This window comes from Streptomyces sp. SCSIO ZS0520, from assembly GCF_025643355.1.
GTDB lineage: Bacteria > Actinomycetota > Actinomycetes > Streptomycetales > Streptomycetaceae > Streptomyces > Streptomyces physcomitrii.
The window spans coordinates 266,698-286,224 of record NZ_CP092644.1 but is presented as its reverse complement, the minus strand read 5'-3'; the positions used below and the strand labels follow the sequence as shown (position 1 = coordinate 286,224).

Below are 19,527 nucleotides of genomic sequence, written 5' to 3'. Positions count from 1 at the left end.
CTCACCGCCCGGTCAACTGACAACGGCCGACCGGGCGGGAGCGTGCGGGGCCATGGCCACGGGTTCCAGCTCCGCGAACGGCCCGGTCGTCGCCGCCCCGGGAACCTGCCAGGTGGCGAAGAGCGGCACCCGAGGCGGTGTGGGCAGGGTGAACCACACCGTCTTTCCCGTGTCGCCCAGGGGTTGCACTCCCCAGCTCTCGCTGACCGCGGCGATCAGCGCGAGGCCCCGGCCCCCGGTGGCTCCGGGTTCCGCCTCGTGCACCAGGGGGAGGTGCGGATCTCGGTCGTGGACGGATACCGTCAGCCGGTCGAGCTCCAGCTCGATGCGGACGGTGCATGTCTTGTCGGTCCGTACGTGTCGATGCACATTGGTGAGCAACTCGGTGACTCCGAGTGCCACTCGGTCAATGAGCGGATCGAGACGCCAGTAGCGCAGTTGCGCCGAAAAGATTCTGCGGACCTGGCTGATTCGCGACGGCAGGGCCTGGAGCTCCACCGTGCAGTGCCTGCTCGGCTTGCTGATCACGGCTGCGACTCCCCGAATTGAGTCCGGAAGAGGATGGGTTCAGCAAGTGGGCCGCCGTCACACGGCCCGCCTGCTGCGAGACCGGCGCGCTGGTTCGCAGCGTGATCGCCGGTAAACCCTCAGTGACGTGAGACAAGCCTGACCCAGCAGGTGTGAACTCGCAACTCGCGAACGGAAGGCAGCCGCTCCGACCAGGTCAGGAGCGGCTGCCGCGGGCCTTGCGGACGGCCTCCAGGAAGCGGCGTGCGGTGCGCGGCGCGCGGTCGGGGAGTTCCTGACCGTCGCCCAGAGTGAGCGAGTACCGGGTGCCGTTGACCTCGGCGGTGGCCCGGTCCTCGGCCCCGAACCAGGACTTGCCGGCCCGTACCGCCTGCACCGGCGCGCTGTCGATCTCCCGCCCCGCGCTGGTGAGCAACTCCAGCCTGCCGTCGGCGATCCGCACCTGGCCGGCCCGGGTCAGCGACCTGAGCCCCTTGCCGATGCGCACACCTCTGGCCGTGAACTCCTCGTCCTTCATGGTGGTTCCCGCCCTTCGTGGCCGAACTGCCGTTACCTGCCGGCGCGCGTGGGGGTTCCGCCGGAGTGCACCCCGTTGCGTGCAGTGTGCTCCTCGGCGGACCCGAGCGCCAGTCCCTCCCCGCGGGCTGGCGTCCTCGCTCGGCAGAGATCTACCCCGGCCTGCCCCAGCCAAGTCTTTCACTCTCCCAAAGGGATGTTTATGCAGGTGGGGGCCGGGAGCCGAGCTGCTTATGATCGGCAGCAGCCGTCCGGTGGCGGGCGGCCCGAGCCCGAGGAGCACCGTGGTGCGCAGTGCAGCACAGGACCGTCCAGGCCCCGCCCTGCCGACGCTCGACGCCGACCGCAGCGACGCCGCGTACCGGGACTGGCTGAAAGAGGCGGTGCGCAAGGTCCAGGCCGACGCGAACCGCTCCGCCGACACCCATCTGCTGCGCTTTCCGCTGCCCGAGCACTGGGGCATCGACCTCTACCTCAAGGACGAGTCCACCCACCCCACCGGCAGCCTCAAGCACCGGCTCGCCCGCTCGCTGTTCCTGTACGGGCTGTGCAACGGCTGGATCCGCCCCGACCGCCCGGTCATCGAGGCCTCCAGTGGCTCCACCGCGGTGTCCGAGGCCTACTTCGCCGGTCTCATCGGGGTGCCCTTCATCGCGGTGATGCCCCGTACGACCAGCGCGGAGAAGTGCCGCCTGATCGAATTCCACGGCGGGCAGTGCCACTTCGTCGACGACTCGCGCACGATGTACGAGGAGTCGGCCGCCCTCGCGGCGCGTACCGGGGGCCACTACATGGACCAGTTCACCTACGCCGAGCGCGCCACGGACTGGCGCGGCAACAACAACATCGCCGAGTCGATCTACCGGCAGCTGGAGCGGGAACGCTACCCGGAGCCCGCCTGGATCGTCGCCACCGCCGGTACGGGCGGCACCTCGGCGACCCTCGCCCGCTACGTCCACTACATGCAGTACGACACCCGCATCTGCGTCGCCGACCCGGAGAACTCCTGCTTCTTCGAGGGCTGGACCACCGACAGCGCCGAGGCGGTCTGCGAGAGCGGTTCGCGGATCGAGGGCATCGGGCGGCCCCGGATGGAGCCGAGCTTCGTGCCCGGGGCCATCGACCGGATGATGAAGGTCCCCGACGCGGCCGCGATCGCCACCGTACGCGCCCTGGAGGCCGCCCTCGGGCGCAAGGCGGGCGGCTCCACCGGCACCGGCCTGTGGGGCGCCCTGAAGATCGTGGCCGAGATGGTCGGCCAGGGCCGCACCGGCAGCGTGATCACCCTGCTCTGCGACCCGGGGGAGCGCTACCTCGACAAGTACTACTCCGACGACTGGCTCACCGCCCAGGCCCTGGACATCCGCCCCTACGCCGCGGCGCTCAACACCTTCCTCGCCACGGGCAGTTGGCCCGAGGAGACCGCCATCTGACCGCGCGGCCCGCGAGTCCGAGCACCGGGGGGCGACAGCAACTCCGTACGTCCTGAAGGGAGTTGTGCGGTCCCGCCTCAACACCCTTGCGGTGCGGGCCGGTCGGCCCCCGCTCAGCCGCCCTCGGTCGCCGCGGCGGGTTCGGTGGGCTCGGGCTCACCCGCCACCACGAGGCGCAGCTGCTCGGAGACCTCGGCGCGCGTCGCCGCGGGCAGTCCGGCGTCCGTGACCAGGGTGTCCACCTCGTCGAGCTTGGCGAAGGAACTCAGGCCCACGGTGCCCCACTTGGTGTGGTCGGCGACCACCACCACCCGCCGGGCCGACTGCACCAGGCGGCGGTTGGTCTCCGCCTCGGCGAGGTTCGGGGTGGACAGGCCCGCCTCGGCCGATATGCCGTGCACGCCGAGGAAGAGCACATCGAAGTGGAGCGAGCCGATGGCCTGGTCCGCCACCGGCCCCACCAGGGAGTCGGAGGGGGTGCGCACCCCGCCGGTCAGCACCACGGTCGCCGAGTCCGCGCGCAGCCCCGAGACCTGCTGCGCGCTGTGGAAGACATCGGCCACCCGTACCGAGTTGGTGACCACCGTCAGGTCCGCCACGTCCAGGAGATGGTGCGCGAGCGCGTAGGTCGTCGTACCGCCGGAGAGCGCGATCGCGGTGCCCGGGGCGACGAAGGCGGCCGCGGCGCGGGCGATGTCCTCCTTGGCGCTCAGCTCCAGGCCCGACTTGGCCTCGAAGCCCGGCTCGTGGGTGCTCGCCTCGAAGACCGGCACCGCGCCGCCGTGCACCTTCTCCACCATGCCCTGGCGGGCGAGGGCGTCCAGGTCGCGGCGGACCGTCATGTCGGAGACCCCGAGCCTGCGCGTGAGTTCGTTGACCCGCGCGCCGCCGCGCCTGCGCACCTCGTCGAGGATGAGCGCGCGCCGCTGTTCGGCGAGGAGGTTCTGGTTCTCGCTCACGAGGCTGCGCTTCCCTTCGTCCTGGCGGCATCCGGCGGCTCACCGGCGGCAGGCGGCCCCGCCCACCGGGCCCACCAGCAGGGACACATCCTCGCACGGGGCCGCGGCGCCCGTCCCCGGGGCGGATCCCGGCCGCCGTCGACCGGACACAAGATCGGGGAGATTCCGTGACGAGGGGTGCACAAGGAGTGCCGGAGCGGCGATCCTGGTGTCCCGCACAGCCAACCACGCGCGGTAACGGGGGACGACGCCACAGTGGACCGTGCCACAGAAGCCGCCCCGCCCGGCCCGAGTGCCCCGGCCGAAGAACCGGCCCTGGAACTCCTGGTGCACGGAGTCGGCGGCACCACACCGGCCGAGATGCTCGACGATCCGCGGACCGTGCGGATCACCGGCGACGAACGGGCGGCCGTCTACCGCCGCCCCGAGGACGTGCACGCCGAGGACCGCCCGCCGGGCGAGGCCCCGCCCGAGGGTGCTGAGGAGGGCGGGCGCCCGCGGCCGATCCCCGAGGCCTACGTCTGGTCCAACCTCACCTCCGGCAACGGCTCCCGCGCCCTGTGGCTGCTGCTCCTGCCGTTCATGGTGGTCAACCTCGCGCACTGGATGCGCCCCAGCTCCCGGCACCGCAGCCGCGCCGTCCGCGGCTACGGCATGCTCGTCCGCCTCGCCGGGCTGACCCTGACCCTGCTGCTGACCGCGGCCGCCTGCGAGGTCGCGCTCGACCTGACCGCCTGGCAGTGCGCGGGCACCCGGGCCTGCGCCGCCGAGCACTCCTGGCTCGGCTTCGTCTCCCCGGAGCTGTCCGGCGGCGGCTGGTGGTCCCAGCCGGGGCGGCGGCTCGCCCTCGCCTCACTGGCCCCGGCCGCGCTGATGGGGCTGCTCTGGTTCCTCTCCCGCCGGACCTGGAGCGCCTACGAGTCGGCGCTCCCGCTGCCGCCCGACGCCGAGGCCAAGGAGGAGACCAGCGCCACCGCCCTCGCCGAACCCGGCTTCTGGTACGGCAGGCGCCTGGTCGCCCGGCTGCGCGCCGCGCACACCGCCGCCGGGCTGCTCACCGTCGCCGCCGCGGTCGGCACCTCGGCGGCCCGCTTCGACCGGCGGGACGGCGGACCCGTACTCCTCGACGTCCTCGGCCGGGTCCTGGAAGGCGCCCTCGCCCTCGGCTTCGCCCTGGTGCTCTGGGTGGTCTGCCGCCGGGGCCGCAGCGAGCGCCGGGCCGACGACCGCCGCGACGGGCGCCTGGTGCGCGCGCTGCCCGCCGCGGCGCTCGCCCTGCTCGCCCTCTCCCTCCTCTACGCCTCCTGGTCCAGGCCCCGTTGGCGCTCCGAGGGCCGCCTCCCCGGCGACTTCACCTTCGGCTCGCTGGTCCTGGTGCAGGGCGCGCTCGTCGTCGTCCTCGGGGTGGTCGCCTACGTGCTCCAGCGGCGCGCGCCGGAGTCGCGCACCGCGCTCGGCGGTCAGGGCGGCCCCGCGGTCACGATGCTCGCCTGCGCCCTCGGCGGGGTCATGTCCGGCGGTGTCGCCCAGCGGGTCGGCGACTGGCTGGACGGTGCCGGCACCCCGGGCCAGGGCTCCTGGATCCCGGGCCCGCCGGTCATGCTGACCTGGCAGGCCTCCGGCATACCCGTACTGCTCCTCGCCCTCCTCGTGCTCTTCGCCTTCCTCGCGGTACGCACCACCAGGCGCACCCGCGCGGGCATCCCCCAGGTGCACCGCGACTACCCGGACGGGCCGCACGACATCATCCGCACCCGCCGGATCGCGGGCACCCGCGCCCGGGCCCGGCTCACCGACGAGGCGCCGCTCCTGGTCGGGGTCACCGCGGGCTTCACCCTGCTCCTCGGGGCCGCCGCGCTCGCCGGTGCCTGGGCCACCGGGGAGGTGCCCGCCGAAGCGGCCCGCGGCGAGGCCGACTTCGTCTCCGGCGGCGCGCAGGTGGCGCAGGCCCTCGGCTCCTGGTTCATCGGACTCGGTTTCGTCCTCCTGGTGACCTCGGGGCGGCGCGCCTACCGTGACGCCTCGGCCCGCCGCACCATCGGCATCCTCTGGGACGTCGGCACCTTCTGGCCGCGCGCCGCGCACCCCTTCGCGCCCCCCTGCTACGCCGAGCGCGCGGTGCCCGACCTGAGCTGGCGGATGGCCACCTGGACCCGCACCACCGGCGGGCGCCTGGTGATCTCCGGCCACTCGCAGGGCAGTGTGCTCGCTGCCGCCGCGGCCTGGCAGCTCTCGCCCGCCGCCCGCCGCCGGGTGGCCCTGCTCACCTACGGCTCCCCGCTGGAACGCCTCTACGGCCGCTGGTTCCCCGCCCACTTCGGACCGCGCACCCTGCACGCCCTGCACCGCGACATCGACTGCTGGCGCAACCTCCACCGGGAGACCGACCCCATCGGCGGCCCGGTGCGGGTGGACGCGGGCGAGGGCCCCGAGGTCGACCGGCCCCCGCTGCGCGACCCGCTCGCCTACGGCCGTACGCAACTGCTCCCGCTGCCCGCCCCGATCCTCGGCCACTCCGAGTACCAGGCGGACCCGGCCTTCGCCGAGGAGCGCGAACTGCTGCTCGCCCGGCTGCGCCCCGCCGCCGTCCCCGGACCGCGGCCGGGCACCGGGGAGGAGGGGACTCAGACCAGTACGGGCACGTCCTCCGGGTAGAGCAGGCTGAGGTCGTCGGTGCTCGTCTCGGCGAGCTGGGCGACCCGGCCCGCGTGCCGCTCGACCATCGCCTCGAAGGTCTGGCGGGCGGTGCGCCCGTTGCCGAAGGCGGGGCCCTTGGGGATCGCCGCGAAGTACTTGAGCACCGACTCCGTGGCGCCCTCGGTGAGCCGGTACTCGTGCTCCTCGGCCTGCTGCCCGACGATGCTGAGGAGTTCCTCGGGGCTGTAGTCGCCGAAGGTGATGACCCGGGAGAACCGGGAGGCCACACCGGGGTTGACGGTGAGGAAGCGCTCCATCTCGGTGGTGTAGCCCGCGACGATCACCACGACCGCGTCCCGCTCGTCCTCCATCAGCTTGACCAGGGTGTCGATGGCCTCCCGGCCGAAGTCGCGGCCCGAGTCCTCGGGGGAGAGGGCGTAGGCCTCGTCGATGAACAGCACACCGCCGCGGGCGCGTTCGAAGGCCTGCTGGGTGCGGATGGCGGTGGAGCCGATGTGCTCGCCGACCAGGTCGACCCGGGAGACCTCGACCAGGTGCCCCTTCTCCAGGACGCCGAGGGAGGCGAGGATCTCGCCGTACAGCCGCGCGACCGTGGTCTTGCCGGTGCCGGGGGAGCCGGTGAAGACGAGATGGCGGCGGACCGAGGCGGCCTTGAGCCCGGCCTCCTTGCGGCGGCGGCCGACCTCGATCATGTCGGTGAGCGCCCGCACCTCCCGCTTGACGCTCTCCAGGCCCACCAGGGCGTCGAGTTCGCCGAGGACGTCCTTGGCGGGGCGGGCCTCCGGCTCCGGGCCCGGCTGACCGGGCTCGGCGGGCGGCGGGGCCTGGGCGGGCAGCGCCCCGAGGAGCCCCGGCGACTGCACCGCGGTCAGCGGGGCGGTCTCCGCGGCCGGTGTCCGTATCTCGGCGCTCTCGTCGCTGGTGCACTCGGTGACCAGCGGACCCGAACCGGCCGTCGCGCCGGTGGCCTCCGCGAACTCGTAACCGCCGCGCGCGCAGCGCTCCGTACGGCATTTGTGCAGGGTGGCCCGGCAGCCGTCTATGACATGGAAGCCGTAGCCGGCGCTGCCCGAGACGCGGCAGGAGCGGAAGGTGCCCCGGCCGTCCGCCGAGACGTAGAAACCGGCCTCGGCGGGGGAGGAGACGGTGCAGCGCTCCACCGTGGGGTCGGCGCCCTTGGTGACGATGACCCCGGTCTGGGTGCCGTCGACGGTGCAGCCGGAGAGGGTGCCGCCGCTGCCGTGGTCGCGGAACCAGGCGCCGGTGGCCGCGTCCCGGATCCGGCAGTCGTCGAGCTGGGCGGTGGCGCCGTCGCTCACCGAGACGGCGGTGTTGCGGACCTGGGAGAGGTCGCTGTCGACCACGTCCGCGCGGGAGCCGCGGTCCAGGACGAAGAGGGCGTCGGGCACGTCGTGCACCCGGCAGGAGTCGAGGACGGCGGCGGCGCCGTCGCTGATCCAGACCGCCGGATAGTCGCCGGTGCTCTCGTGGATCTCGCACTCGTGGGCGTCCACCCGGGTGCCCGGGTCCCAGACGGAGAGGCCGTTGCGGCCGAAGCGGGAGACGGTGGAGCGGGTCAGGGTGAGCACCGAGCGGGAGCGCAGGTCCACGGCGTTCTCGGGGATGTCGTGGATGCGGCTGTCGGCGAGGGTGAGCACCGCGTCGGTGTCGAGGGTGACGCCGTCGGCGGTGGTGCGGTGCACATCGCAGTCGGTGAGCTGGGCGCCGGCCCGCTGGGTGACCTGCACGCCCGAGCCGCGCACCTCGTAGATCTCGCAGCCCACCGCCTCGACGCCGGACTGCTCGCCGGTCACCGAGAGCCCGGCCCCCGCGGTGTGGTGGACCCGGCACCGCTCGAGGCGCGGACGGGCGCCGCCGCGCACCGCGATCCCGGACTGCCCCGCGGCGACGACTTCGCACTCCTCGAAGAGGCCCGCCGCGCCCTCCAGGACGGCGATGCCGACGCCCGCCGGATTGTCCACGGTGCAGCGGCGGACCGTCGGGCGGGCGCCGCCGCGCACCTCGATCCCGGCGGCGGAGCGGGTGACCACCCGGACGTCGGTGATCTCCGGGGTGCTCTCCTCGACGAGCAGGGCGGGCGCCGCGGCGTCCTGGCCCTCGACCTGGAGGCCCTGCACGGTCGCCGGGGCGCGCACGGTCAGCGGGACCCCCTCGGCCGGCGCGATCCGCACCGAGCCCGCGCCGCCCTCGGGGCCGCGCAGGGTGACCGCGCGCTGGACGACCAGATTCTCGCGATAGGTGCCGGGGGCGACGGTGAGGACGTCTCCGTCGGCGGCGGCCTCCAGGGCGGCCGACAGCGAGGCGTACTCGCCCGTGCGGCGCCGCCACCGCGAAGTGCCGGTGTGCGTCACCTGGACCGTGCCCTGTGCCATGGGTAGTTCTGTCCCCACCTCGTCGTACGCGGGATCGTGCCTGCCGCCGCTGGGTTGGCCGGTCAACCGTAGCGCGTGGTGCGGGCGTTGCTGACCTCGGCGGCCGCTCGCTCAGCTGCCGGTGCCCGTCCTGCCCCAGTCCGGCCCCGCTTTGTCCCAGGCGCGGTCCCACTCCGCGTGCCGGCGCCGCACCAGACGCCACATGACCAGCTGCCGGGTGCCCTCGGCCGCCCCCGCGGTGGCCAGGGCGCCGCCGAATCCGGCGAGCACGGAGTGGGTGGCCGCCGCGGCCCGGTTCATCGGGCGGGTGACCGGCCTGCCCTGCTTGTCGGTCCATATCCGGAAGCGGTCGCCCGTCCTCGGGGTGCGCAAGTACGTCTTGACCGCGCCGGTGTGCGAAGTCCCGTCCGGCGCCGTCCACTTGGCGACGGCGCGGCTCAACCCCTCGCGTACCGGGGCGGTTTCGGGGTCGGTGTCGAAGGAAGCCGGGCGGACCGGGCGGATCACGACGGCGGTCATCGCCTTGCGCTGCGCGCGCTGTTCGCGGGCCGCGTCGAGCAGCGCCTGATGGCACAGGGTGCCGCTGACCACGCCGACGAGCGGTGCGCCCAGGAGGACGCAGAGCAGTGTCGCGAGGGCGGCCCAGCCCTCGATGCGATCGGTCCGGCGCCAGAGTGGATTGCCCCGCCAGCGCCACAGTCCGCGGATCGTCCGCAACGACCCACCCCCTCCAGTCCGTTCAGCCGCGACCTGAGCACCTGACGCCCGGGGGACGGCAGGCGGCGGCAGCCCCCTGCTGCCGGTCGCGACGGATCACCGCTCCCAACGAGTGTGCCCTGCGGAAGGGTTCCCCGGGCGGGTATCGGCCAATGACCGCCCCTGGGACACGGGGTGGGAGAGGGACGCGGGGGCGCACGGACCGGCGCGCGCCGCGCGCACGAGGGCACGAGGAAACCCCGCGCGGGGACGGCCGGTTCCTCCCGTCCGGGTCGGGACTCGGGCCCACCCGGCAAATCCGTCCGGCCCCGCGCGGGGCATCCTGCTCGGTCCTGCGGTCCGGGCCGCACGGGCCCGGACCCGGGCGTCAGTACGCCCGGTACTGCTGCTGTCTCTGGTACGGGTCCTCGTACGGCCCGGGAGCCTGGCGCGGCGCCGCGGGGCGCGGGGCGGCGGGCCGAGGCGCCGCAGGGCGCATGGCCTCGTAGCCCGTGCCGGTCGCCATCGGCCGCTGCGGGGCCTGCTGCGCCTGGTAGCCGCGGGGCGGCACCTGCTGCGGGATGTACGGCGCCGGGGCCTGCTGCAGCCCGGCGTGCTGCGCCGGCGGATAGCCGTACTGCGGCTGCTGCGGCGCCGAGGGCAGCGCGGGAAGCGCCGACGGGAGAGCGGGCAGATGACTGCTGCTCTCGTACGCGGCGGGGACCCGGATCGGAGCGATCTGGGGTGTGCCCCGCTCGGCGACCAGGGAGTCGTAGATCGGAGTGTCCGGGAAGGACGGCGCGGAGTAGTAACCGCCGCCATATGTGGAGCGGGGGGAGGTCATGCCAATAAGTTAAGCCCACGATGTGCTGGTTGGGGAGACCGATAAGAAGGTTGTTTTGAGCGCTTGCTGAGGCCGACGATCCGCAATGCGAGCGAACTCGGCAAAATCGGTCGCTACGGCGTGTAGGAAACGCGTAAAAGTGAAGTTCCCCGAGCGTTGCCGGTAGCGGGCGATCAGGGGCGAGGGCCCAGCAAGATCGCGGGTTTCGGCGTTCGCGGACGCGCTGTGAAAGCCCTGTGCGCGGGCTGCCGTCCAGTCATCCGAGGACATGACAAATCCGCGGGGCGAGCGAAAAGCCTCCGGCCCCGAAACCGGCCGTGCGGACGGAATGGGCCCCGCTTCCCGCTCGCGGAAGCGGAAGGCCCCGGCGAGGGCTCTCCCCGCGATCCGGAAGCCGGGGCCCGGCCGTGCGGGGTGCGCGGCACCGAAAGCGGGCGAAGGGGGCGAATCCCCTTGCTGCTCAAGGCTGTTCGGGAGCCGCCCGGGGGATCCGCTCGTCCGAGGTGTGCGCGCTGCCGTCGACCGCGGGCCCGGCGGCGGGCTTCGGGTAGGTCCGGCCCTTCCAGGCGGCGCCGCGTCCCCGGTAGTGCTGCACCGCCGAGTCCACCGTCATCAGCAGGTACAGCGCCGCCACCAGGGGCAGCAGCGGCGCCAGCCAGAGCGTCTGCCGGTAGTGGCGCAGCATCGGGGCGTAACTCCCCGCCATCAGCAGCCAGGTCGCGCCGCCGGTGAGCGCCAGGGCGCCCTCACCGCGGACCAGCCCTGTCAACAGCCCGGCGGGCGGGGCGAGATAGACCAGGGCGAGGCCGAGCACGGTGCCGAGCAGGATCAGCGGCTGGTGCCGCAGCTGGGCGTAGGCACTGCGTGCCACCATCCGCCAGAGGTCGGCGAGGCGCGGATAGGGGCGGACGCTGTCCACCCGCTCGGCGAGGCCCAGCCAGATGTGCCCGCCGCCGCGTTTCACCTCCCGGGCCAGCGAGACATCGTCGATGACGGCGCCCCGGATGGACTCCGGGATCCGCGCCCGCTCCGCCGCCGCGGTGCGCAGCAGCACGCAGCCCCCGGCCGCCGCCGCGGTGCGCCCGCCCCGGCGGTTGACCCACCGGAACGGGTAGAGCTGCCCGAAGAAGTAGACGAAGGCGGGCACGATCAGCCGCTCCCAGGCGCTGTCCACCCGCAGCCGCGCCATCAGCGAGACCAGGTCGTAGCCGCCGCCCTCGGCCGCCGCCACCAGCGCGCGCAGGCTGTCGGGCTCGTGCGCGATGTCCGCGTCGGTCAGGAGCAGGTACGCGGGGTCCGTGTCACGCGCCCGTTCGATCCCGTGCCGTACCGCCCACAGCTTCCCGGTCCAGCCCGCCGCGGGCTCCGGCGCGCTGAGCACCGTCAGGGGGAGCGCGCCCGGCGCACGCCCCAGCTCCGCGGCCAACTCCCCGGTGCCGTCGGTGCTGTTGTCGTCGACGAGGAAGATCCGCGCCGGACCCGGATACTCCTGGGCCAGCAGCGAGGGAAGGCTCCGGGGCAGCACGGCCGCCTCGTCGCGGGCCGGCACCACCACCGCCACGGAAGGCCAGCGCGCGGGTTCGGCGCCGGGGGGCAGCCGGACATCCGTACGCCAGAAGTAGCCCTGGCACAGCAGCAGCCACAGCCAGGCGAGCAGCGAGAAAGCACAGATCCACAGGAGGGCGCTCACCGTGGCAGTGTGCCGCACGGCCCCGGGGTGCGGCGGCCGATCCCTTAGGGTGAGCGGGTGAAGATCGCGCTCGTGGACTCCGGTATCGGACTGCTCGCCGCCGCGGCCGCGGTGCGCCGCCTGCGCCCGGACGCCGACCTCCTGCTCTCCTGCGACCCGCCGGGCATGCCGTGGGGGCCCCGCGCGCCCGAGGACATCGCGGCGCGCGCGCTGGCCGCCGCGGAGGCCGCCGTCGGGTACGGACCCGGGGCCCTGATCGTCGCCTGCAACACCGCCACGGTGCACGGCCTGCCCGTCCTGCGCTCCCGCTTCGAGCCGGGGCTGCCGGTCGTCGGCACGGTTCCGGCGATCAAGCCCGCCGCGGCGGGCGGCGGCCCGGTCGCCATCTGGGCCACGCCGGGCACCACCGGGAGCCCCTATCAGCGCGACCTGATCGCGCGGTTCGCGGGCTCCGCCGAGGTCACCGAGGTGCCCTGCCCCGGCCTCGCGGACGCCGTCGAGCACGCCGACGAGCGGGCGATCGACGGGGCGATCACCGCCGCCGCGGCCCTCACCCCGCCCGAGGTGACCACCGTCGTCCTCGGCTGCACCCACTACGAGCTGGTCGCCGAGCGGATCCGCGCAGCCCTCCAGCAGCCCGGGCTCCCGCCGCTGGTGCTGCACGGCTCGGCGGGCGCCGTCGCCGCCCAGGCCCTGCGGCGCCTCGGCGAGCACCCCGCCCCGGAGGCGCCCCCCACCGGCGGCCTCACCGTGCTCCTGAGCGGGCGCGAGGGCGGGCTCCCCGAGCCCGCGAAGGCCTACGCGGACGGCAGGCTGCTCACCGCGGCGAGCGCCGCGCGCTGAGCGACCCGGCCAGCGCGGGCTGTTTCCTCATGCCCATGCCGGAGATGGCGCCGCGGCGGTACCCGGCCCCCTCGCACCCCCGCCGACCAGCGCGGTCTCCGGTGCTCCGCGCGTAGAACGATCTATGCCTTGTGTCCCGATTTCGTCGCAGTGTTTCCTGCGCCACTGCCAGCTGCGCGGATCGTGCGTACGCTCGGGTCCATGAGCGAGAACCGCCACGCGGGCGCGACCGCCGACCCGCACGAGACCTGGCACGGCCGGGCCACCAACCGTGTCCAATGGCTGCTCGCCCTGATCGGCGGCGGCTGCATCGCCCTCGGCGTCGAGCTGGCCGTCGACTCGGCATGGAACTCGGGCAACGCACCCCTGGTGATGTCGGTCGTCGGCTGCATCGCCGCCGGGCTGCTCGTCCTCTTCGGCACGCTCGCCTTCGTGCACGTCGCCGTGAAGGTGGACCGCGACCACCTGGAGATCCGCTGCGGGCACATCGGGCTGCCGCGCCGCCGGATCCCCCTCGACCAGGTCGTCACGGCCGACTTCGTCCCGACTGTCACCCCCCGGCACTGGGGCGGCTGGGGCTACCGCTGGCGCCCCGAGAAGGGCACCGCCGTGATCGTGCGGCGCGGTGAGGGCGTCATGCTCATGCTCGGCGACGGGCACATCTTCACCATCACCGTCGACGATGCCGAGTCCGCCGTCCGCATCATCCGCGACCGGCTGCGCCCGGAGCCCGCCGGTTCGGCCGCCTAGGGCCTCCCGTCCGGATCGGACGACAGACCCCAGGCCGGACAGGGGGGCCGGACAGGGGCCCGCTCCGCGACCGCCCCGCACCGCCGTAGACTCCCCGAGTGACCGCCACCGCCACCACCGCAGACGACGCGGAACGCCTCGATCCGCCCCCGGCCGCCGCCTCGCGCCGGGTGCGTCTGCTGCGCCGCCTGGTCCGGCCGCTGACCGCGGCCCTCGCCGGTGTCCTGCTCTACCTGAGTTTCCCGCCGCGTACGGTCTGGTGGCTGGCGCTGCCCGCCTTCGCCGCCCTGGCCTGGTGCCTGCGCGGCCGCCGGGCCCGGGCCGGTCTCGGGCTCGGCTACCTCTTCGGGCTCGGCTTCCTGCTGCCCCTCCTGGTGTGGACCGGCGTCGAGGTCGGCCCCGTGCCCTGGCTCGCCCTCGCCGCGATCGAGGCCCTCTTCGTCGGCGCGGCCGGTGCCGGGATCGCGGTGGTCTCCCGGCTGCCGGGGGCGCCCCTGTGGTCCGCGGGCGTGTGGATCCTGACCGAGGCCGCGCGCGCCCGGGCCCCCTTCGGCGGCTTCCCCTGGGGCAAGGTCGCCTTCGGCCAGGCGGACGGGGTCTTCCTGCCGCTGGCCGCGCTCGGCGGTACGCCCGTACTCGGCTTCGCGGTGGTCCTCACCGGCTTCGGCCTGTACGAGGCGGTCCGGCTCCTGGTGGCGGCGCGGGCCGGACGCCCCCCGCGGCGGACGTTCGCCGCGCTCGCCCTCGGCGCCCTGCTGCTGCCGCTGCTCGCCGCCCTCGGCTCCCGCGCCCTGGTCAGCGACGAGGCGGAGGACGGCACCACCACGGTGGCGCTCATCCAGGGCAATGTGCCGCGCGCGGGTCTGGAATTCAACGCCCAGCGCCGGGCCGTGCTCGACTACCACGCCCGCGAGACGCGGCGGCTCGCCGACCGGATCTCCCCGGGCGAGGTGGACCTCGTCCTGTGGCCGGAGAACTCCTCCGACATCGACCCCTTCACCAACGGCGACGCCCGCGCGGTCATCGAGGACGCGGTACGGGCCGTCGGGGCGCCCGTCTCCATCGGCGCGGTGGTGGAGGACGGGGACAGGCTCTACAACCAGCAGGTGCTGTGGGACCCGCGCAAGGGCCCGGTCGACCGCTACAACAAGCGGCAGGTCCAGCCCTTCGGCGAGTACATCCCGCTGCGGTCCCTGATCAGCGTCTTCAGCTCCGATGTGGACATGGTCCGCCAGGACTTCAGCCGGGGGAGCCGGCCCGGTGTGTTCCGGATGGCGAACGCCCGGGTCGGTCTCGCCACCTGCTACGAGGCGGCCTTCGACTGGGCGGTGCGCGACGCCGTCGAGGACGGGGCCCAGATGATCTCCGTACCGAGCAACAACGCCACCTTCGGGCACAGCGAGATGACCTACCAGCAGCTGGCGATGTCCCGGATCCGGGCCGTCGAGCACAGCAGGACCGTCGCGGTGCCGGTCACCAGCGGGGTCAGCGCGGTGATCATGCCGGACGGGCGGATCGTCGAGAAGACGAAGATGTTCACCGCCGAGTCGCTCGTCGAGGAGGTGCCGCTGCGCTCCTCCCGGACCCCGGCCACCCGGCTCGGCACCCTCCCCGAGGGCCTGCTCGTCCTGGTCGGCGCGGGCGGGCTCGGCCGGGCGCTGGCCCCCGCGGCGCGGCGCCGGTTCGCGCGCCGGGGACGTCCGGCCTGAGGCGGAGCCCCCGGTTAGGGTCGGGGGCATGGCTACACCTGAGTTCATCAGCACCCTGCGCGCGAGCGCCGGGCACCAGCTCCTGTGGCTGCCGGGGGTGACCGCCATCGTCTTCGACGACGCGGGCCGGGTGCTCCTCGGCCGCCGGTCCGACAACGGCCGGTGGTCGGTCATCGGCGGCATCCCCGACCCCGGCGAGCAGCCCGCGGCCTGCGCGGTGCGCGAGGTCTACGAGGAGACCGCGGTGCGCTGCGTGCCCGAGCGGGTCGTCCTCGTCGAGGCCGGGCAGCCCGTCCAGTACGAGAACAGCGACATCTGCCAGTTCATGGACATCACCTTCCGCTGCCGCGCGGTCGGCGGCGAGGCGCGGGTCAACGACGACGAGTCGCTGGAGGTCGGCTGGTTCGAGGTCGACGCCCTGCCCCGGATCCACGAGACCGGCCTGCGCCGCATCAAGCAGGCGCTCGCCGAGGAGCCGACCTGGTTCCCGCCGGTGGCCTGAAGCGGCCCGGAACACCCGCGGGCCGTGTGGATCACCCGGGGCTGCGGGAAGAGTAGGGCGGGCGGGGCAACACCCGCGTATCGGCGAACTGAGGAGATCCGTGATGAGCGGCACGGCCGGGATCGACGGCGGCAACGCCACCTACGGCAAGAAGCCCTTCAAGCGCTCGCGCAGCCACTTCACGGACCGGGTGACCGCCGACGGGCGCGACGGCTGGCCCGTCGAGCCCGGGCGCTACCGGCTCGTGGTGAGCAAGGCCTGTCCCTGGGCGAGCCGGGCCCTGGTCTCGCGCCGGCTGCTCGGCCTGGAGGGCGCCCTCTCGCTCGCGGTGGCCGATCCGATCCAGGACCACCGCAGCTGGCGCTTCACCCTCGACCCCGACGACCGCGACCCGGTGCTCGGCATCCGCTACCTGCACGAGGCCTACGACGCCCGGGAGACCGACTACCCGGGCGGGGTGAGCGTGCCCGCCGTGGTCGAGGTGCCGAGCGGCAGGCTGGTCACCAACGACTTCCAGCAGATCACCCTGGACCTCGCCACCGAGTGGACCGCCCTGCACCGCGAGGGCGCCCCCGAGCTGTACCCGCCCGCCCTGCGCGAGGAGATCGACGAGGTCGCCGAGGACGTCTACCGGGATGTGAACAACGGCGTCTACCGGTGCGGCTTCGCCCACGAGCAGAAGACCTACGAGGACGCCTGCCGGGCCCTGTTCGCCCGCCTCGACGCGCTCTCCGAGCGGCTCGCGAACCGCCGCTACCTGGTGGGGGACCAGATCACCGAGGCCGACATCCGGCTTTTCACCACCCTGGTCCGCTTCGACGCCGTGTACCACGGCCACTTCAAGTGCAATGTGCGCAAGATCGCCGAGGACCCGGTGCTCTGGGCCTATGTACGCGACCTCTACCAGACCCCCGGCTTCGGGGACACGGTCGACTTCGACCACATCAAGCGGCACTACTACCAGGTGCACACCGGCATCAACCCGACCGGCATCGTGCCGCTCGGCCCCGACCTCTCCGGCTGGCTGACCCCGCACCACCGCGAACAGCTCGGCGGGCGCCCCTTCGGCGAGGGGACACCGCCCGGGCCGCCGCCCGCGGCGGAGCGCGTCCCGGCGGCCGGGCGGCCCTGAACCCGCTGCCCCGGCGTCCGCCGCACCGGTGGCTCGACGGCCCCGGATCCGCCGCCTACGATCACGTCACGGCATCGCGTGCCGGTCACCGACCGGGTGAGGCATGGAGGTGCCGTGAGTGTGCCCTCGGAGGCATTCCACCGTGTCAGCAGAGCTCAACCACCTCATCGTCCACGCCCGTGACAACCGGGAGTCGGCGGACTTCCTCGCCCGCATCCTCGGTCTGGAGACCGGCCCCGAGTGGGGCCCCTTCATCCCCCTCACCACCGCCAACGGCGTCACCCTCGACTTCGCCACCGTCCCCGCGGAGTCGATCGCCCTCCAGCACTACGCCTTCCTGATCTCCGAGGAGGAGTTCGACGCCGCCCTCGCCCGGATCGAGGGCGGCGGCACCGCCTACTTCGCCGATCCGCACCGCGAGCAGCCGGGCGAGATCAACCGCAACGACGGCGGCCGGGGCCTGTACTTCATGGACCCGGCAGGCCACGGCATGGAGATCCTCACCCGCCCGTACGGCAGCCACCCGGAGCCGGACGGCGACTGACCGCGGCGACCGCGGGGCCCGACCCGTGCTTCACCGGGGCGGGCCGCGCGGGGCGAACTCAGCGGCGATGGCGTCGAGTTGATGGGCTGTCAGCCGATGACACGTCACCTGACGGATCGTCAGTCGACGGATCGTCAGTTCACTCCGCGCTCGCGCCCCTGCCAGTACGGCTCGCGCAGCTTGAACTTCTGGAGCTTGCCGGTGGCCGTGCGGGCGAGGGTGTCGCGGAACTCCACCGAGGTGGGCGCCTTGTACCCGGCGAGGCGGTCCTTGCAGTGCCGGATCAGCTCGGCCTCGTCCACCTCGGTGTCCGGGGCGCGGACCACCAGGGCCTTGATGGTCTCGCCCCACTTCTCGTCGGGCACGCCGATCACCGCGACCTCCTCCACCGCGGGGTGGCTGAAGAGGGCGTCCTCCACCTCGACGGAGGAGACGTTCTCGCCGCCGGTGATGATCACGTCCTTCTGGCGGTCGCTGATGGTGAGGTAGCCCTCCTCGTCGAGGGTCCCGCCGTCACCGGTGTGGAACCAGCCGTCCCGCAGCGCCTCGGCGCTCGCCTCGGGCTGGCGCCAGTAGCCCTCCAGGACGACATTGGAGCGGGCCAGCACCTCGCCCTGCTCCGAGGTGCGCAGCGAGACCCCGAGCGCGGGCGCCCCCGCCCGGACCAGCTTGCCCGCACGCTCCTCCGGCGGCAGCGCGTCCCACTCGGCGCGGCCGCGGTTGACGGTGAGCAGCGGGGAGGTCTCGGTCAGCCCGTAGATCTGCAGGAACTCCCAGCCGAGCTCGGCCTCCACGCGGGCCACCGTACGGGTCGGGGGCGGGGCGCCCGCCACGATGATCCGCACCCGGTCCCGGCCGGGGATCTCGCCCTCCCAGGACTGCGCGGCGGCGAGCACGGCGTTGACCACGGCCGGGGCCGCGCACATCACGGTCACCCCGTGGGCGGCGACCCGGCGCAGGATCTCGGCGCCGTCGACCTTGCGCAGCACGATCTGCGGGACGCCGAGCGCGGCCATCGCGAAGGGCATGCCCCAGCCGTTGGCGTGGAACATCGGCAGGGTGTGCAGATAGACGTCCCGGTCGCTCACCCCGGCGTGCAAGGCGAAGGTGGTCGCGTTGACCCAGATGTTGCGGTGGGTGATCTGGACGCCCTTGGGCCGGGCCGTGGTGCCGCTGGTGTAGTTGAGGGTGGCGGTGGCGTTCTCGTCCGGCTCCGGCAGCTTCGGCCCGGTGGCGAAGTCGTACAGCCGGGCGTCGGTCTCCTCGCCGAGGGTGAAGGTGTGCCGGCACTCCACCCCGGCGAGCCGCTCGGTCAACTCCGGGTCGATCAGGAGCACTTCGGCCCCGGAGTCCTCGACGATGTAGCGCACCTCCTCGGCGGTCAGCCGGAAGTTCACCGGGACGAGGACCCGCCCGTACCCGCTCACCCCGTAGAAGGAGGTGAGCAGCCGGGCGCTGTTGGGGGAGACCACGGCGACCCGAGCGCCGTGCGGGACGCCGAGCCCGTCCAGGCCGGCCGCCTGGGCGCGGGCGAGTTCGCCGATCCTGCGGTAGCTGAGCCCTTCCCAGGGGCGGGCCGGCTGCTGCGGCTCGTCCACGGCGCCCACCCGGTCGCCGTAGACGGTGGTGGCACGGTCGAGGAAGTCGCGCACTGCGAACGGGACGATCATCTGGGCTCCCGGAACTGGACACCGAACTGGACACCGGCTGGTGGCCGAGTCTGCCGCAAGTGATCGTCCGGCGCTGCCCCTTGGACGCCGCCGGGTGCTCCTCAGCCGCTGACGGCGTCGTTGTAGCGGACCAGGTACCCGGCGAAGCGCTCCAGGTCCTCCTCCGGCCAGTCGGCGAGGCGCTCGCGGATCAGCGCCCCGCGCAGCCGCATCGCCTCGCCCAGGACCGCGGTGCCCTTCGCGGTCAGCTGGAGCACCTGGACGCGGTGGTCCTCGGGCGGCACCCGGCGCTCCACGAAGCCCGCCTTCTCCAGGGCGGCGACCTGGCGGCTGACCGTCGACTTGTCGAGGGCGTAGTGGGCGGCGAGGTCGGTGGCGGTGCAGCCCCCGCGGTCCTCCAGATGGCTGAGCAGGGTGAAGGAGACCAGCGAGAGTTCCGGGTGGGTGCGGGCCGCGGTGGACCTGGCCCGTCGCGAGAGGGCGGTGATCTCGCGGTGCAGCACCCGCAGTGCCGTTTCCGCGGCCGCGGTGCGCGGCTCGGTGCCCTGGTGCATCCGTACTCCCTCGTCCTGTCCGGGGCGCGTGGTCGCACCGTACAACCCCTTCGGTCCTGATCCGTCCGCCGGATGCGCACGCGGCTGCCCCGTCCGGGGGAAGTGG

General features: G+C 73.8%; 17 protein-coding genes. 8 read left to right on the top strand and 9 right to left on the bottom strand.

What is annotated here, in order from left to right; translation table 11 throughout:
* Positions 1–12: 12 nt before the first annotated feature.
* On the bottom strand, positions 13–528 hold the full coding sequence (locus MID12_RS00860) for an ATP-binding protein (RefSeq protein WP_040246100.1): 516 nt from the start codon (positions 526–528) through the stop codon (positions 13–15).
* Between the two features lie 196 nt (positions 529–724).
* A complete protein-coding gene (locus MID12_RS00855; RefSeq protein ID WP_040246099.1) occupies positions 725–1,045 on the bottom strand; it encodes a hypothetical protein in 321 nt (106 codons plus the stop codon).
* Positions 1,046–1,277: 232 nt separating this feature from the next.
* Between MID12_RS00855 and MID12_RS00850 the strand changes: the two genes are divergently transcribed.
* Positions 1,278–2,477 carry a PLP-dependent cysteine synthase family protein gene (locus MID12_RS00850; RefSeq protein ID WP_263164188.1) on the top strand — a complete coding sequence of 400 codons (1,200 nt, stop codon included), beginning with the start codon at positions 1,278–1,280 and terminating at the stop codon, positions 2,475–2,477.
* A gap of 113 nt (positions 2,478–2,590) precedes the next feature.
* Here MID12_RS00850 and MID12_RS00845 read toward each other — a convergent pair whose 3' ends face one another.
* Complete coding sequence (locus tag MID12_RS00845; RefSeq protein WP_040246098.1) at positions 2,591–3,436, bottom strand: DeoR/GlpR family DNA-binding transcription regulator; 846 nt, start codon at positions 3,434–3,436, stop codon at positions 2,591–2,593.
* A gap of 255 nt (positions 3,437–3,691) precedes the next feature.
* On the opposite strand from MID12_RS00845, the gene MID12_RS00840 reads away from it, so the two are divergent.
* Positions 3,692–6,091 carry a hypothetical protein gene (locus MID12_RS00840; RefSeq protein ID WP_040246097.1) on the top strand — a complete coding sequence of 800 codons (2,400 nt, stop codon included), beginning with the start codon at positions 3,692–3,694 and terminating at the stop codon, positions 6,089–6,091.
* Here MID12_RS00840 and MID12_RS00835 read toward each other — a convergent pair.
* The 4 genes from MID12_RS00835 to MID12_RS00820 form a co-directional block, all read right to left on the bottom strand.
* A complete protein-coding gene (locus MID12_RS00835) occupies positions 6,061–8,487 on the bottom strand; it encodes a right-handed parallel beta-helix repeat-containing protein (RefSeq protein ID WP_263164185.1) in 2,427 nt (808 codons plus the stop codon). The two genes, MID12_RS00840 and MID12_RS00835, sit on opposite strands and share 31 nt — an antisense overlap.
* A gap of 111 nt (positions 8,488–8,598) precedes the next feature.
* On the bottom strand, positions 8,599–9,204 hold the full coding sequence (locus MID12_RS00830; protein ID WP_263164183.1) for a hypothetical protein: 606 nt from the start codon (positions 9,202–9,204) through the stop codon (positions 8,599–8,601).
* A 367-nt stretch (positions 9,205–9,571) separates the two neighbouring features.
* A complete protein-coding gene (locus MID12_RS00825) occupies positions 9,572–10,027 on the bottom strand; it encodes a DUF6643 family protein (protein WP_040246094.1) in 456 nt (151 codons plus the stop codon).
* A 460-nt stretch (positions 10,028–10,487) separates the two neighbouring features.
* On the bottom strand, positions 10,488–11,717 hold the full coding sequence (locus MID12_RS00820; protein WP_237282637.1) for a glycosyltransferase: 1,230 nt from the start codon (positions 11,715–11,717) through the stop codon (positions 10,488–10,490).
* A gap of 57 nt (positions 11,718–11,774) precedes the next feature.
* Here MID12_RS00820 and MID12_RS00815 point away from each other — a divergent pair, with 57 nt between their 5' ends.
* The 6 genes from MID12_RS00815 (at position 11,775) to MID12_RS00790 (ending at position 17,197) form a co-directional block, all read left to right on the top strand.
* Positions 11,775–12,560 carry a glutamate racemase gene (locus tag MID12_RS00815; RefSeq protein ID WP_263164179.1) on the top strand — a complete coding sequence of 262 codons (786 nt, stop codon included), beginning with the start codon at positions 11,775–11,777 and terminating at the stop codon, positions 12,558–12,560.
* A gap of 201 nt (positions 12,561–12,761) precedes the next feature.
* Complete coding sequence (locus MID12_RS00810; protein ID WP_263164177.1) at positions 12,762–13,310, top strand: hypothetical protein; 549 nt, start codon at positions 12,762–12,764, stop codon at positions 13,308–13,310.
* 98 nt (positions 13,311–13,408) lie between these two features.
* On the top strand, positions 13,409–15,019 hold the full coding sequence (lnt, locus tag MID12_RS00805; protein WP_263164176.1) for an apolipoprotein N-acyltransferase: 1,611 nt from the start codon (positions 13,409–13,411) through the stop codon (positions 15,017–15,019).
* Between the two features lie 28 nt (positions 15,020–15,047).
* Positions 15,048–15,521, top strand: a complete 474-nt coding sequence (locus tag MID12_RS00800; RefSeq protein ID WP_040246091.1) for an NUDIX hydrolase — start codon at positions 15,048–15,050, stop codon at positions 15,519–15,521.
* Positions 15,522–15,624: 103 nt separating this feature from the next.
* Complete coding sequence (locus MID12_RS00795; protein WP_263164173.1) at positions 15,625–16,653, top strand: glutathione S-transferase family protein; 1,029 nt, start codon at positions 15,625–15,627, stop codon at positions 16,651–16,653.
* A 142-nt stretch (positions 16,654–16,795) separates the two neighbouring features.
* Positions 16,796–17,197, top strand: a complete 402-nt coding sequence (locus MID12_RS00790; RefSeq protein WP_263164171.1) for a VOC family protein — start codon at positions 16,796–16,798, stop codon at positions 17,195–17,197.
* A gap of 134 nt (positions 17,198–17,331) precedes the next feature.
* Here the strand turns inward: MID12_RS00790 and MID12_RS00785 are convergent, their stop codons facing one another.
* Both MID12_RS00785 and MID12_RS00780 read right to left on the bottom strand, forming a co-directional pair.
* Positions 17,332–18,867: an AMP-binding protein gene (locus MID12_RS00785; protein ID WP_263164170.1), complete on the bottom strand. Its 1,536-nt coding sequence runs from the start codon at positions 18,865–18,867 to the stop codon at positions 17,332–17,334.
* A gap of 101 nt (positions 18,868–18,968) precedes the next feature.
* Complete coding sequence (locus tag MID12_RS00780; RefSeq protein ID WP_040246087.1) at positions 18,969–19,421, bottom strand: MarR family winged helix-turn-helix transcriptional regulator; 453 nt, start codon at positions 19,419–19,421, stop codon at positions 18,969–18,971.
* Between the last annotated feature and the right edge of the window lie 106 nt (positions 19,422–19,527).

Excerpts from the sequence above, each read along its gene's own strand:
- MID12_RS00810 (WP_263164177.1), top strand. The coding sequence starts at position 12,762 with ATGAGCGAGAACCGCCACGCGGGCGCGACCGCCGACCCGCACGAGACC.
- MID12_RS00780 (WP_040246087.1), bottom strand. The coding sequence starts at position 19,421 with ATGCACCAGGGCACCGAGCCGCGCACCGCGGCCGCGGAAACGGCACTG.
- MID12_RS00835 (WP_263164185.1), bottom strand. The coding sequence starts at position 8,487 with ATGGCACAGGGCACGGTCCAGGTGACGCACACCGGCACTTCGCGGTGG.
- MID12_RS00850 (WP_263164188.1), top strand. The coding sequence starts at position 1,278 with ATGATCGGCAGCAGCCGTCCGGTGGCGGGCGGCCCGAGCCCGAGGAGC.
- MID12_RS00795 (WP_263164173.1), top strand. The coding sequence starts at position 15,625 with ATGAGCGGCACGGCCGGGATCGACGGCGGCAACGCCACCTACGGCAAG.
- MID12_RS00800 (WP_040246091.1), top strand. The coding sequence starts at position 15,048 with ATGGCTACACCTGAGTTCATCAGCACCCTGCGCGCGAGCGCCGGGCAC.
- MID12_RS00785 (WP_263164170.1), bottom strand. The coding sequence starts at position 18,867 with ATGATCGTCCCGTTCGCAGTGCGCGACTTCCTCGACCGTGCCACCACC.
- MID12_RS00855 (WP_040246099.1), bottom strand. The coding sequence starts at position 1,045 with ATGAAGGACGAGGAGTTCACGGCCAGAGGTGTGCGCATCGGCAAGGGG.
- MID12_RS00825 (WP_040246094.1), bottom strand. The coding sequence starts at position 10,027 with ATGACCTCCCCCCGCTCCACATATGGCGGCGGTTACTACTCCGCGCCG.